Below are 13,923 nucleotides of genomic sequence, written 5' to 3' on the forward strand. Positions count from 1 at the left end.
CCCTCGCGATCGACGGCGAGCGCACCGCCTGCCGGCACGCGAGTCGCGTCCGCCGCCGCCATGATGAGAGAATCCATGCGGCGCATCTCCTCTTTCAAGACACCGACGGCGTTCTCAAGCCCTGCGCCGCGCAGCGAATTGCTGCAAACGAGTTCGGCGAAGTCCGCCGTCTTGTGCGCGGGGCTTGAAGATGCGGGGCGCATCTCATAGAGCGTGACCTCTGCGCCGCTTTTGGCTGCCTGCCATGCGGCTTCACTGCCGGCAAGCCCCGCGCCCACGATGATGACCCTCTTCACGTCGTTGCCTCCGTCTGCATCGCTTTTTCCGCTGCTGCCGCCGCTTCTTTCGCCCGCTTCGCTTCTAGGCGTGCGCGGCTTTTTTCGATTTCCTTATTGATCGGATGGTCGATGCGCGTCTTGCATGTTTCGTTGCTGCAATAGGGCAGAATCCTGCCGTTCTTGTAGCGATGGCGCAGCATGAACGCGCCGCACTCCGGACACTTTTCCAAGAGCGGCTGATCCCACGTCACATAATCGCAATCGGGATAATTCTCGCAGCCGTAGAATGCCTGTCCGCGCCTTGAGCGTCGCTCGACGATCTTGCCGCCGCACTTCGGGCACGGCACGCCCGTATCCTTTAAGAGCGGCTTCGTGTTGCGGCAATCGGGGAACCCCGGGCACGCGAGGAATTTGCCATAGCGACCTTGCTTGACGACCATGTTTCTGCCGCACTTTTCACATAGGACATCGGAAACTTCTTCGGGAATCTCGATTTCGCCGATCGCTTCATCTGCCTTGGCGAGCGTCTTTTCAAACGGCTCGTAAAAGGTACGTAGAAGATCGTTCTTGTCCACTTTGCCTTCGGCGATCTCGTCCAGCTCGTTTTCCAATCCCGCCGTGAACTGCACATCAACGATGTCCTTGAAATGTTCTTCGAGCATATCGTTGACGAGGAAGCCGAGATCTGTCGGCTGAAAGTGCTTCTCCTGCCGCACGACATAGCCGCGCATCAAGATCGTTTCGATAATCGGCGCATAGGTGCTCGGGCGGCCGATGTCTTTTTCCTCCAGTGTTTTGACGAGCGAGGCCTCGTTATAGCGCGGCGGCGGCTCAGTGAAGTGCTGCTCGGGCAGAAGGCGCACGAGGGAAAGCGCTTCGCCTGCCGCAAGCTCGGGCAAGAGCACGTCCTTTTCCTTCTTATTGTCCGCATAGACGGCGAGGAAGCCCGCGAACTTCAGCGTCGAGCCGGATGCGCGCGCGATGTAGCGTTCCCCCGCCGCCACGCTGACGCTCACCGTATCGAATACGGCGGGCGTCATCTGGCTCGCAACGAAGCGCTGCCAGATCAAGGTGTAAAGGCGAAGCTGATCGCGGGTCAGATATTTTCCCATAAGCTCCGGCGTGTTCTCTACGCTCGTCGGACGAATCGCCTCGTGCGCGTCCTGCGCTTTCTTGCCCGCCGCATAGACATTAGGTTTTTCGGGCAAGTAATCAGCGCCGAACGAAGCGCCGACGTAGTCGCGCACCTCATCGAGCGCGAGATCCGAAAGGCGCGTCGAATCCGTGCGCATGTAGGTGATGAGACCGACGGGGCCGCGCCTGCCCAGCTCGACGCCCTCATAGAGCTGCTGGGCGAACATCATCGTGCGGCGCGACGTGAAGCCAAGCTTTCTCGACGCGTCCTGCTGCATACTGCTCGTCGTAAACGGCGCGACGGGATTGCGCCTGCGCTCGCGCTTCTTGACCTCTTTGACAGAGAGTTTCTGACGCGCGATATCTTCGACGAGCGCGTCCGTCTCCTCCTTCGAGTGCAGCGCGAGCTTCTTGCCATCGACGGTCGCAAGTTCGGCGGTAAACTGCGCGCCGCGCTCCTTCTTGAGCTTCATGCCAACCGTCCAATATTCCTCGGGCACGAACGCCTGAATCTCCTTTTCGCGGTCGCAGATCAGCTTGACCGTCACCGACTGCACGCGGCCGGCGGAAAGCCCCTTCTTGATCTTGCGCCAGAGGAGCGGGCTGAGCTTATAGCCGACGATGCGGTCGAGCATACGACGCGCCTGCTGTGCATCCACACGGTCGAGGTTGATCGGGTACGGTTCCTTGACCGCCGCCTGTATCGCGGGCTTCGTGATCTCGTTGAACACGATGCGGCAATTCTCCTGCGGGTCAAGCCCCAAGATGTAGGCGAGATGCCATGCGATCGCCTCGCCTTCGCGGTCGGGATCGCTTGCGAGATAGATCTTGTCTGCGTGCTTCGCATCCTTTTTGAGCGCCTTGATGAGATCGCCCTTGCCGCGAATGTTGATGTACTTCGGCGCAAAATCATGCTCGACGTCGATGCCGAACTGGCTCTTCGGGAGATCGCGCAGATGCCCCATAGATGCCCGCACCATGTATTTTTTACCGAGATACTTTTCAATCGTCTTAGCCTTTGCAGGCGACTCGACAACGACCAAAGTCTTAGGCGCACTTTTCCTCGTTGTTTTTGCAGCCGTTTTTTTCGCAGCGGATTTTTTCGCCGTCGTTTTCGCTGCAGCCGTTTTCCTTGCTTTCTTTACTGTTTTCTCCACGACTTCCGTATTCTTTTCCTGCGGCGTCTTTTTCTGCGCTGTCGGCAAGATCGCCCCTCCTCAGATACTCATATACTTCATGCTCAAAGATGTTTCCCTGCGGCGCTGCGGATATAGGTGCGCATGGGTGTTTCTTCGACCAGCCCTTTGACGCGCAGCCCCAACAGGAGAAACGCGACGTTCGCCGCCTTGCCTTGCAGGCGGCAGATCAGCTCGTCCAAAGAACGCGCTTCCTCGCGCGAAAGGAGCGCATAGACCGCCGCTTCCTCTTCCGTCAAATCCTGCGGCGGCGCGCTTTCCTCCGCTGCCCCGCCTGTGTACTCGGCGGCAACGTCCGCCGCTGAGACGACAAGCCGCGCCCCCTGCTGAATCAAGCGATGACAGCCGCAGCTCATCGCCGAATAGATGCTGCCCGGCACGGCAAAGACATCGCGCCCCTCGCTCAAGGCGAACTCCGCCGTGATCAAAGAACCGCTCTTTTCCGCCGCCTCGACGACGATCGTGCCGCGTGCAATACCGCTGATGATGCGATTTCGCGCGGGGAAGAACGCTGCAAACGGCGCTGTCCCCGGCGCATATTCGGAAATGACCGCGCCCTTTTCGGCAATCTCCGCTAAAAGCCGCGCATTCTCGCGCGGATAAGCGACATCGACGCCGCAGCCGAGCACGGCGACCGTCGCGCCAGCCTTCAAAGCCCCCTTGTGCGAAGCCGTGTCGATGCCGCGCGCCGCACCGCTCACGACGACAAAACCGCGCTCGGCAAGACCGAGCGCGATATCCTCCGCCGCGCTTTTGCCATAAGCGCTCGCATGACGTGCGCCGACCATAGCGACAGCAGTTTGTTTGAGGCAATCGAGGGACCCGCGGCAAAAGAGCGTCTGCGGCGGATCGTAAATCTCCCGCAAAAGCGCAGGATACGCCCCATCCGTCGGAATGAACAGCCGTATGCCGGCTTTCTCACAAGTCTCAGCGATTTTCTCAGGAAGCGTTTCGTTCTTGCGGCAAAATCATGCAGCGCGGCGGCTCGCTCAAGCGAAAGCCCTGCCGCCCTGAGCGCCGTCACATCCGCCCGCCAAACATCCTGCGCCGTTCCCAAGCCGCGCAGAAGAGACGCAGCGATACGGCTGCCCACATGAGGCGCACGGCAAAGAGCCGCCAAAAAGAAACGCTCCATGACGCATCTCCTCTCGTCCGATCTTTTTCACCTTCATGCACGCCAAATTCTGCTGCACAGCATCTTACGCCCTGCGCGTGACCTCGACCTCAACAAAGTCCAGCGGGCCGTGAATGAGCACGGCATTCTTGCGGATGCGCGTCGTGACTTCGACGACCTGCGGGAACTTCTGTAAAATACGATCGCCCGTCTTTGCCGCAAGCGTCATCAAGAGATTTACCTTCGTTTCTTCCACCGTATCTTGAATCAAGGGGTAGACAGTCGCGGCATCAATGGCGCCGTCCTCCAGACGATCCGTATCACACGCCTTATCGTCGCGCGTCACCATCTCTACATCGACGTTGAGCTTCGCGCCTTGCTCCTTCTCATATTCATAAACGCCCTGGAAGCCATAAAACATCATGTTCATCAATCTGATCTTTGCCACAAAAACCACTCTCCTTAGCTCTAAATCCCTAAAAGTGCGAGAATGTCCCGCGCCAAGACGTCAAGCCCCCACGGCTGACGCATAAGCACGGCAACTGCCGCACGATACTGCGCGAGCGTCGCGAAGATCAGCACATCCGTGCGCTCCTCGCTGAGGTCGACGGCATGGCGCGAAACAGCGGCGTCCGCTCCTTTCGAGAGAAACGTCTGCTTGACGACGTTCGCCGCCTTCGTCGGCAGATCGTGCACGCGAATCACGCAGAAAACCGCCTTGTCACGCATGATCTTGACACCCGCTTCCGTGCAGCCGATCTCGCGCATGACCTCTGCCGCCGCTTCCGCATTCCAAGGCTCCATACGCTCAAGCACAAAGCTCCTTCGCTCCATGAAATCCCCCCCTTGCGCTTCATTTCCTCTCATTGTATCATAAAGAGGAAGGAAAAGGTACGAAAAATTTCAACGAGGTGAAATCCATGAGCGACATATTCCTGCTCTTCCTCATCTTCCTCATGCTCGCCTATACATTCTGGGACGAGCTTTTCACGAGGTAAGAGAGCCGCTTACGCAAAAAAAGAAGGAGGCTTGCGCCTCCTTTCAAAGAAGATTACATCACCCGGCGAGCCCCGATATAGCAGGACCCCCAGTAAGAGCTGTAAAGCGAATCGATCGCTACGCCGCGGCTCGATGATGCGTTGATGAAGTTGCCGTCGCCAAGATAGATGCCGACATGCGATGCACCGTAGGTGTATGTCGAGAAAAAGACGAGGTCGCCTGCGACGAGCTCATCGGTCGAAACGGGAACGCCGACCTCAAACTGCTCGTCTGCCATGCGCGGCAGATAGACGCCGGCATTGGCGAACACATAGCGCACATAGCCCGAGCAGTCAAAACCGCTCGGCGTCGTGCCGCCGAATACATACGGTACACCGAGATACTGCATCGAATCCGAGATGATGCGGCGCGAGATATAGTTCGAACCGCGGCTCACTTCCGGCATGTTCTTGCCGAGAAGCGCCGCGTACGTCGCTGAGCCGACGAGACCGTCAGCCTCAAGACCGTGCGCACTCTGGAATGCCTTGACCGCCTCTGCCGTCGCGGGACCAAAATCGCCGTCCGCCGCCACGTCATATCCAAGGCTTGCCAGCTGCCCCTGAATCTCCGCTACATCGCTCCCCTGATCGCCCATGCGGAAAGCCGACGCCCCCGCGATGGAAAATCCACACATCAAAACCGTGGTCAGTACGAAAATACGCATTACTCTACTCAAATGGACACTCCCTCTCTGATTTCGCCTACGAGGTTAGCTGCCGGGTTAGGGAAGAGAACACCCTTTTTGATGCGGCCGGAAAGCGGTCTTGCATTACATCCGCAGTCCTTCAGCCGCCTCATCATTCACCCCAAAAACTATGGTTCCCCCGCTCCTGAGCTGGATTCGGCTTTTATTCGCTTATGCGTATCGGCTCCTCGTTGTTTTGCTTGCCGAGCACCCTATAAGCCGGGTTCTGTGCTGCCTTAAGGCAGTGGCAATCATTTATCTGGACCGCCCGTTGCCGGACGGCTCAAGCGACGCTACCCGGAAGGTCGGCGGGCCGCCTCATCCCTTCCCTATTTGGTCTTGCTCCGCGTGGGGTTTGCCTAGCCAGCCAGTCACCTGACTGCTGGTGCGCTCTTACCGCACCTTTCCACCCTTGCCAACACAGCCCTGCCGTGCGGCGGTCTAAGTCTCTATGGCACTTTCCCTAAGGTTGCCCCCGCTGGACGTTATCCAGCACGCTGCCCTATGAAGCCCGGACTTTCCTCAGACAAAATGCCCGCGATTGCCCGGATGCTCAGCAAACTTACAACGTGACCATTATACCAGTTTCTGATCGAGTTGTCAAACGAGTTCAGCTGTATGTCCATCATTTTTATCAGAGAAAATTAATCTACTATACACCCCTACACCATAGATATAGTTAGTAGGTTTGAAAAAAATCACTAGATCTTGTTTCAGCGACGATTTCCACCGCTTTCCCCAGCGCGTTTGCCAGCCGTGCAGCCAAGCTGGCGACGATCGGCTGTTCCGTCGCAAAATGACCGGCGTCAAGGACATGGATTCCCAGCCCTACGGCGCGTTCAGCGTCGTGATATTTCACATCGCCCGTCACATAGACGTCGGCGCCCTTCGCCGCCGCCCTGCCGATGAATTCGGCGCCGCTGCCGCCGCAGAGAGCGACGCGGCGAACGGCACGACCGCCCGCGCACACGACGCGCAGAGCAGACAGTCCGAGATGCGTCTTGACGAACGCGGCAAAATCATCCAAAGAGAGCGGCGCGGACAGTTCACCGATGCGTCCGAGTCCCGGCTCGCCGTCTGCCGCGCCATCGACGAGCGACACAGGCGAGACAAGCCCCAGCCGCTCGGCAAGCACATCGTTGACGCCGCCCGCTGCACTGTCGAGATTCGTATGCGCAGCAAAGACGGCGATATCCGCCCGGATGAGACGCGCGATCTTGCGTCCCGTCGCATCGTCCGTACGCACCGCCTTCAGCCCACGAAAAATAAGAGGATGGTGCGCGACGATCAGATCGCAGCCATCCTCGATTGCCTGTTCGATGGTTTCCTCGCGCACATCGAGTGCGACGAGGATCTTTCTTACTTCATCGGCAGGCGAGCCGATGAGAAGCCCGGGGTTGTCCCATGCCTCTGCCAAGCGGCGCGGCGCGATGCGCTCCATCGCCTGCATGACGTCCTGACATTTTACCATATAAGTCGCTCCTTCAATGACGCAATCTTTTCTTTCAGCGCACGATATGCCGCACTTTCCTTTGCCCGTGCGCTCTTTTCCATACCCAAAGCGGCGCGGCGGGCGCGAAGGATGAGATGCTCAATATGCGCGCGCAGAAGCGGCGGCTTCTTCTGCCAGAGCAGGGGACCGATCTCAAGAAGAATCGGCGCAGGAAAGTCCTCGCGCCCGGGCTTTGCCAGCAGCACTTCATAGATCCTGCCGCCCGCAAGGGCAAGACTTTCATCGGCGATGTGCCAATCGTGCGCATAGAGCCACGCGCGAAGCTCCGCCGCATCGCTCTGCGGCTGCAGGATCAGCGCCTTGACTTCCTGCAGCACGGCGGCGCCGTCTGTGAGGATGCGCGCGATCAGCGAGCCGCCCATACCCGCGACGGCAACGGCATCGACCTCTCCCGGGCGGATCGCCGAAAGCCCATCGCCAAGACGCACCTCGACCGCAGCCGTACAGCCTGCCAGCCGCACGGCACGCTCTGCCGCCGCGAAAGGCCCCTCATTCACTTCCACGGCGACGGCGTGCGCGATCCTTTCCATAGCGACAAGCGCAAGCGGCAGTTTCGCATGGTCGGCGCCGATGTCGGCAAAGCGTGCGCCGAGCGGCACAAAAGCGGCGACGGCAGCAAGACGCTCATCGAGTTCCTGCACCGTCACCGCCCCTTTTTCATCTTGACGAACTGCCTTCATCATTCAAATCAATCGAGAAAATCCTTGAGTTTGCGGCTGCGGCTCGGATGGCGCAGCTTCCTGAGAGCCTTCGCCTCAATCTGGCGGATGCGCTCGCGCGTCACGCCGAAGTTCTGTCCGACTTCCTCAAGCGTACGCGCCCTGCCGTCGTCAAGTCCAAAGCGCAGGCGCAGAACACGCTCCTCACGCTCGGTCAAGGTGTCGAGGACTTCTTCGAGCTGCTCTTTGAGGAGCATGAAGGACGCAGCTTCCGCCGGTGCGGGCGCGTCTTGATCCTCGATGAAGTCGCCGAGGTGGGAGTCCTCCTCCTCACCGATCGGCGTTTCCAGCGACACAGGCTCCTGCGCGATCTTCATGATTTCGCGCACGCGCTCTACGCTGATCTCCATCGCCTCGGCGACCTCCTCGGGCGACGGTTCGCGCCCGAGCTGCTGCAAAAGCTGCCGTGAGACGCGAATCAGCTTATTGATCGTCTCGACCATGTGGACGGGGATGCGGATCGTACGCGCCTGATCGGCGATGGCGCGCGTGATCGCCTGCCGAATCCACCACGTCGCGTAAGTGCTGAACTTATACCCCTTGTTGTAGTCGAACTTTTCAACCGCCTTGATAAGTCCGAGGTTCCCCTCTTGGATGAGATCGAGGAAGAGCATCCCTCTGCCGACGTAGCGTTTGGCGATGCTCACGACGAGACGCAGATTCGCCTCTGCAAGCTCCTTCTGCGCTTCTTCGTCGCCCGCTTCCATGCGCTTGGCAAGAGCGATCTCCTCATCGGCGGAAAGGAGCGGTACGCGGCCGATCTCCTTGAGGTACATGCGCACGGGATCGTCGATGCTGATGCCCTCGGGAATGCTCAGATCGATGTCCGCCTCTTCCTCGACTTCGACCTTATCCTCGTCCACATCCACTTGCCCGCGGTTCGAGTCGTCCACGATCTCAATGCCTTTGTTGCTGAATGCTTCGTAAAGGTCGTCGATTTCATCCGGCGAGAGTTCTTGCTCCTGCAATGCCGTCATCAGCTCGCCATAGGTCAGCACGCCGCCGTTTCCCCGCCCTTTGGCGAGCAGGCTCGACACGATGGCAGAGCTCTGTGTCGGCTTCTTGTCCACGCCGAGAGCCGCCTTATTCGTTTCCTCCGCCATGGAATCGCGCCTCCTTTCTGCTGCTCATTTCGTCATGCGGGACAAGGCCGCCCGCGCTGGAAAATGCTCTTTTTCTGCTCATAGCCCTTCCATTTCGTTCTTTATTCGCTGAATCTGCGCTAATTCCTGCAAGAATCGCGCATCGTTCTCTTTTTCCCATTGATCAGCGCGCCGCGTATGCTCCTCATAAAGCTGCGCGAGGTACGCCTTGCGCAGGCGGCGCATAGAGTCGTCGTAAGCCTCAAGCGCGTCTGCCGCAGCCGTATCTTCAGCAAGCGCACGGCTGATCTCGGCGATCGCCGCCTCCGTAAGCTCCGCCTGTGCGCGTGCATCCGTCGGCGCTTCGCCCGCCACGTGAAGATCATGCAGCCAAGAAAGCGCCTGCGTCTGCTCTGCGGTCGGAAACGCCGCAAACGGTACAAGCGCAGCGATATGCTCCGTGATCGGTGCATCGCGCCACGCCGTTGCAAGCACGACGCGCCCCGCTCGGCGCAGTGCGTCGTCCGCCTTCTTGAACGCCCGCCGCGTCGTCTCCCGCGCAGCCGCAGGCGATGCAAGAGAGCCGCCCGCGCGTCCAATCTCGGCGCGAATCAGACCTTCGTCGAGCGTCAGCTCACGCGCTGTACGCACGATGTAGCTGCCAAGCTCCGCCGGACTCTTGACTTCAGCAAACACGGGCAAGAGCGACGAAAGCGCGTCGAGCCTGCCCTGCAGACTCTCCTTGTCCGCCGCCTCCAAAACGCGCATCATACGGTACTCCACATAGGGCAGCGCCGCTTCGATAAGCGTTTGAAAGGCTTCTTTGCCGTACTTTCGGATGTACTCGTCAGGATCCTTGCCGTCAGGCACACGCAGCACCTTGACCGCTGCGCCGACGTCCCGCGCGACGGCGAGCGCACGCAGCGTCGCCTCCTGCCCCGCAGCATCGCTGTCGTAGCAAAAGCGCAGCTCCGGCGCATAGCGGAGCAGAAGTCTCGCCTGCTCCGCCGTAAACGCCGTGCCGAGAGAAGCGACGACATTTTCGATGCCCGCCGCCGCGACGGAAATCGCATCCATATAACCCTCGACGATGACGGCAAATCCCGCGCGTGCAATCGCACGGTGCGCACGATCCAGACCGAAGAGCAGACGACGCTTATTGAAAATCAAAGTCTCGGGCGAATTCAAATACTTCGGTTCACCCATAGAAAGAATGCGCCCGCCGAACGCTACGACACGCCCGCGTGCATCACGGATCGGGATGATCGCGCGGTCACGGAAACGATCATAGTAACCGTCAGACTTTTGCCGCTTCGTCACAAGTCCGCTCTCTTCCAAAAGAGCCGGCGGGACGCCTCGCTTTTGAAAAGCGACGGCGAGCTTATCCCATGCAGGCGGCGCACAGCCGATGCCAAACGCCTCGATGATCGACGCGTCGATGCCGCGTCCTGCAAGATACGCTTTTGCCGCATCGCCGTAATGCGTTTTCGTCAGGCAGTTGTGGAAAAACGCCTGCGCCATTTCATGCACGCGGCGAAGCTCCTCGATCTTCTTGTCCCGCGCCATTTGAGATGCGCTTCGTTCACGCTGCGGCAAAGGAATGTTGAGCTTTTCCGCCTGCCATTTGATTGCATCAAAATAAGGAATATTCTCGATAAGGGAGAGGAACTTGAACACATTTCCCCCGACATGGCAGCCGAAGCAATAAAAAAATCCCTGCTCGGGAACCACCGAAAAGGACGGGGTGTTCTCGTGGTGAAAAGGGCAGCAGCCCCAGTAGCGGTTTCCTTTTTTCTTCAACGCGACATAGGAAGAAACGACGGCAACGATGTCAGAATCCGCGCGTACGCGTTCGACGAAAGCATCCATCGCCTCATTCCTCATGCTTCTTCATCCTCCGCTGCTCCCTCTCTTTGCCTGTCAGCGCTGTTCGAAAACGCCTCGGAAAAGGGGCAAATCCCCCACGCAAATTCCACTACGTTTTATATTCCCTACAAAACAAAAATATCCTCTTTTTTTCCGTACCGCAAGAAAAATTTGCCCGACGCCACGAAAAGACGCCTGCAGGAAAACTGCCGGAAAATCATCCGTCACCCGGCACGGAAAAACCGACGGGCGGCATGAAAATCCGTGCGAACGTATGCACGGCATAGTTATCACTAAGCCCCGCCACATAATCAACGACAGTCTGCTGCCTGCCCCAGCGCGCCTCATGCCGACGAAACTCTTCAGGCAGCTCATCGAAACGCTCCATATAGTGCGCATAAAGCTCACGCAGGACGAAAACCGCCTGCTGCCGCTCACGCGCCAATCGCTCCGAGTGATAGATGTGCTTGAACATAAACGCGCGAAAGGCATTCATGACCTCCTGCATGGCGGGCGATAGGGCAATATCCTCCTGCTTCGCCGAATACATGATGAGATCAGAAACCATGCCCGTGATCATCTCCGACGTCGTATGACCGAGCCTCGCGTAAACGACAGCGGGCAAATCGCCAGCCTGCAGCATCCCCGCACGCAGGCTGTCATCGTAATCGTGGCATAGATACGCGATGCGATCAGCGATGCGCACAATGCGTCCTTCGAGCGTCTTGGGCAAGTGCTTGCCCGTGTGGTTGACGATGCCGTCCTTGACCTCGAAGGTCAGATTCAGCCCCTCACCCTCGCGCTCAAGATACTCGACGACGCGCAAACTCTGCTCGTTGTGCGAAAAATGACCGAGGATCTCCGCCATCGCCGCCTCACCTGCATGACCGAACGGCGTATGCCCGACGTCGTGCCCAAGCGCGATCGCCTCCGTCAAATCCTCGTTGAGGAAAAGTCCTCGCGCGATCGTGCGCGCGATCTGCGACACCTCCAAGCTGTGCGTCATGCGCGTGCGATAGTGGTCGCCCGAGACGATATAGACCTGCGTCTTGCGCTTCAGACGGCGGAACGCCTTCGAATGCAGAATGCGGTCGCGGTCACGCTGAAAGTCCGTGCGGAAGGGGCACGGCGCAATCGGCGTTCGCCTGCGGCTTTCCCTGCTCTTCGCCGCGAGCGGTGAAAGCATCTCATATTCCAATGCCTCGCGCTTTTCCCGTATCGTCATCTGCCGGCCTCCTTCTTCTGCTCTTTTCATATATCAACTAATACGGCAAAAAAGCCTTTTATCCTGCCGAAAAGCATCCTTTAAAGAAAATTCGCTGGAAAAAGCTGTCCGCTTGCTGTATGATTAGGGAAAGGACCTCGCAGGAAAAGCACTTCTCCCGTCAAGGAAAGGAAGCATCGTTATGAAAAAAAGCCTTGTCTCTATTCTCATGCTGTTCGTTCTGCTCGCTTGGAGCGCTGCGGCTCTTGCCGCGCCAAACTTCTCTTTCGACTCCTACAACCTCGACTTCGCCTCAGGCCGCTGCGTCTTTGACGGCAACATACGCATCGTCGCCAACGGCTGCACCTTCCAAGCCGACCATGCCGAAGTCGATCTTGCAACGGCGCTCAAGTATCTGAAAAACGGCTCCTTCGACGCCCAAAGCGGCGTGAACTCATCGGACTTCGAAGTCTGGTGCGAGGGCAACGTCAGCGTCTCGCAGGACGGCTTGAAGCTCACAGGCGACAAAGCGCACGTCATCGGCAAGACGCACGAAGCAGCCGTCGACGGCAACGTCCGTCTTGAGCGCCCCAAATTCACGATTCAGGCAGATCGCGGACTCTTCAACTGGGACACCCAAATCGCACAATTCGACGACAACGTAAAAATCCAGCAAGGCAAACGCGAGATCAAGGCGGAGCACGCATTCTACGACGTCGCGAAAGATGAGCTACTCTAAGCTGCAGTACACGTCCTTCTTCACACCGCACCGTCGAAACGAACACGAGATTTCACAAACTGAAGCCCACCCATTCCTCTTACTCACGGGGACTGAGCGGGCTTTTTGGCGTCTGCCCAACGACTCGTTGAACATTGACTCGGCAATATCGTTACATTTTTCCCTCTGCCTGTGTGGATTCGGGGAAGAACTGCACCTGTACACGGCGCTGCGCCTTAGTGGAAATCCATTCGGTCAAACGAGCACGCAACGCTTCGTCCATATTGGCCTTCAAGTATATAAAAGCAATCGGCATTTCACTCAGAGAAGCCGATGGATCTGCAGTCGCAGCAGGGCCGCGCACACTCCCAACGGCGATGCGGGAGATTTCCGGGAACACGATACGTGCCTCACGATTCCAGTCCAATATATAAGTGCCCTGCTTTTCACTTTCCTCTCGAGCAGATTTGAGTGCGGTCACTGTCTGTTGTTCCTGTACGGAAGGAATGGCTCTTTTTTCAACCTCGCTGAGTCTCTGATCGATCATCGCCTCCATCTTTTCCCGCTCTTCCACCGTTTCCGCAGAAAAAACCTCCAGACGGAAAGGTCTGAGATGTGCCTTTTCATGCAGTTTCTCCGTCAATACTGTCAAATCATCCTCCGATATTCCGGCAATCGTAAATACCGTCAATATTTTCTCCTCACTATCCAAGGTATAGGAGATCGCCAGATGAGGCGGCACTTTGAAATTCTCCTCGATATAAATCTTCGCCTGCTCGCTCTCCAGATTTTCCTGCACGCTCTGATACGCAAAGAAACAACTGGGCAATGTGACAAGTATGGCAAATGTCAGCAGGTAGCGTTTCTGTCTTGAAAATTCCACGGAGTCCCGCTCGATCTTGGATGGAATGTCAATGATTTTCAGGACACTGAATGCAGTCAAACAGATAAAGAAACTATTGATGAAGAAAAGATATAACGCACCTACGGTATACGCAGTCACACCCGTAGCAATGCCGTATCCTGCGGTACAGAGAGGAGGCATGAGAGCCGTCGCAATCGCAACGCCGGGGATGACATTTCCACCTTCTTTACGTGTTATACCGATGATGCCTGCCAGTCCACCGAAAACAGCGATCAAAACATCCCAGATGGTCGGTGATGTCCGTGCAAGCAGTTCCGACGAAGGTGAATCTATGGGCGTAAGGGAAAAATAAAGTGCCGATGTGGCAACCGAAATGAGCACTTGGGCCAACAGACTGCCTGCACTAGAGCGGATATATGTGCTGTCATATCGGGCAAGGCCATAGCCGATACCCAAGATCGACCCCATCAGCGGAGAGATCAGCATCGCGCCGATGATGACCGCCGTGCTG

General features: G+C 57.7%; 14 protein-coding genes, 1 other RNA gene and 1 riboswitch. Of the genes, 1 reads left to right on the forward strand and 14 read right to left on the reverse strand.

What is annotated here, in order from left to right; translation table 11 throughout:
* The 13 genes from ACTTKG_RS04860 to ACTTKG_RS04920 all read right to left on the reverse strand — a co-directional run.
* On the reverse strand, nucleotides 1-296 hold a 296-nt coding region (locus ACTTKG_RS04860), incomplete at its 3' end, for an FAD-dependent oxidoreductase (RefSeq protein WP_442673127.1).
* Nucleotides 293-2,617: a type I DNA topoisomerase gene (gene topA / locus ACTTKG_RS04865; protein WP_442673128.1), complete on the reverse strand. Its 2,325-nt coding sequence runs from the start codon at nucleotides 2,615-2,617 to the stop codon at nucleotides 293-295. The genes ACTTKG_RS04860 and topA, both read right to left, overlap by 4 nt.
* 35 nt (nucleotides 2,618-2,652) lie before the next feature.
* Nucleotides 2,653-3,474 carry a DNA-processing protein DprA gene (gene dprA / locus ACTTKG_RS04870; protein WP_442673129.1) on the reverse strand — a complete coding sequence of 274 codons (822 nt, stop codon included), beginning with the start codon at nucleotides 3,472-3,474 and terminating at the stop codon, nucleotides 2,653-2,655.
* Between the two features lie 123 nt (nucleotides 3,475-3,597).
* Nucleotides 3,598-3,801 carry a hypothetical protein gene (locus tag ACTTKG_RS04875; RefSeq protein ID WP_442673130.1) on the reverse strand — a complete coding sequence of 68 codons (204 nt, stop codon included), beginning with the start codon at nucleotides 3,799-3,801 and terminating at the stop codon, nucleotides 3,598-3,600.
* 6 nt (nucleotides 3,802-3,807) lie between these two features.
* Nucleotides 3,808-4,170 carry a dihydroneopterin aldolase gene (gene folB, locus ACTTKG_RS04880; protein WP_442673131.1) on the reverse strand — a complete coding sequence of 121 codons (363 nt, stop codon included), beginning with the start codon at nucleotides 4,168-4,170 and terminating at the stop codon, nucleotides 3,808-3,810.
* A gap of 20 nt (nucleotides 4,171-4,190) precedes the next feature.
* On the reverse strand, nucleotides 4,191-4,556 hold the full coding sequence (locus ACTTKG_RS04885; protein ID WP_442673132.1) for a dihydropteroate synthase: 366 nt from the start codon (nucleotides 4,554-4,556) through the stop codon (nucleotides 4,191-4,193).
* A 217-nt stretch (nucleotides 4,557-4,773) separates the two neighbouring features.
* On the reverse strand, nucleotides 4,774-5,394 hold the full coding sequence (locus ACTTKG_RS04890; protein ID WP_442673140.1) for a C40 family peptidase: 621 nt from the start codon (nucleotides 5,392-5,394) through the stop codon (nucleotides 4,774-4,776).
* 48 nt (nucleotides 5,395-5,442) lie between these two features.
* Nucleotides 5,443-5,617: riboswitch (cyclic di-AMP (ydaO/yuaA leader) on the reverse strand.
* Nucleotides 5,618-5,644: 27 nt separating this feature from the next.
* An RNA gene (gene rnpB / locus ACTTKG_RS04895) (RNase P RNA component class A) lies at nucleotides 5,645-6,002 on the reverse strand.
* A 122-nt stretch (nucleotides 6,003-6,124) separates the two neighbouring features.
* Nucleotides 6,125-6,916, reverse strand: a complete 792-nt coding sequence (locus ACTTKG_RS04900) for a Nif3-like dinuclear metal center hexameric protein (RefSeq protein ID WP_442673133.1) — start codon at nucleotides 6,914-6,916, stop codon at nucleotides 6,125-6,127.
* Nucleotides 6,910-7,641, reverse strand: a complete 732-nt coding sequence (locus ACTTKG_RS04905; protein ID WP_442673134.1) for a tRNA (adenine(22)-N(1))-methyltransferase — start codon at nucleotides 7,639-7,641, stop codon at nucleotides 6,910-6,912. The genes ACTTKG_RS04900 and ACTTKG_RS04905 overlap by 7 nt, the downstream gene beginning before the upstream one ends.
* A gap of 5 nt (nucleotides 7,642-7,646) precedes the next feature.
* On the reverse strand, nucleotides 7,647-8,780 hold the full coding sequence (rpoD, locus tag ACTTKG_RS04910; RefSeq protein ID WP_442673135.1) for an RNA polymerase sigma factor RpoD: 1,134 nt from the start codon (nucleotides 8,778-8,780) through the stop codon (nucleotides 7,647-7,649).
* A gap of 78 nt (nucleotides 8,781-8,858) precedes the next feature.
* Nucleotides 8,859-10,643, reverse strand: coding sequence for a DNA primase (gene dnaG, locus ACTTKG_RS04915; RefSeq protein WP_442673136.1), 1,785 nt, complete (start codon nucleotides 10,641-10,643; stop codon nucleotides 8,859-8,861).
* A 199-nt stretch (nucleotides 10,644-10,842) separates the two neighbouring features.
* On the reverse strand, nucleotides 10,843-11,850 hold the full coding sequence (locus ACTTKG_RS04920) for a deoxyguanosinetriphosphate triphosphohydrolase (RefSeq protein WP_442673137.1): 1,008 nt from the start codon (nucleotides 11,848-11,850) through the stop codon (nucleotides 10,843-10,845).
* Nucleotides 11,851-12,031: 181 nt separating this feature from the next.
* On the opposite strand from ACTTKG_RS04920, the gene ACTTKG_RS04925 reads away from it, so the two are divergent.
* A complete protein-coding gene (locus ACTTKG_RS04925; protein ID WP_442673138.1) occupies nucleotides 12,032-12,568 on the forward strand; it encodes an OstA-like protein in 537 nt (178 codons plus the stop codon).
* 151 nt (nucleotides 12,569-12,719) lie between these two features.
* On the opposite strand, the gene ACTTKG_RS04930 is transcribed toward ACTTKG_RS04925, so the two are convergent.
* The coding region (locus ACTTKG_RS04930) for a DUF389 domain-containing protein (RefSeq protein ID WP_442673139.1) at nucleotides 12,720-13,923 on the reverse strand (1,204 nt) is incomplete at its 5' end.

Source organism: Selenomonas sp., from assembly GCF_052169755.1.
Taxonomy (GTDB): domain Bacteria; phylum Bacillota; class Negativicutes; order Selenomonadales; family Selenomonadaceae; genus Selenomonas.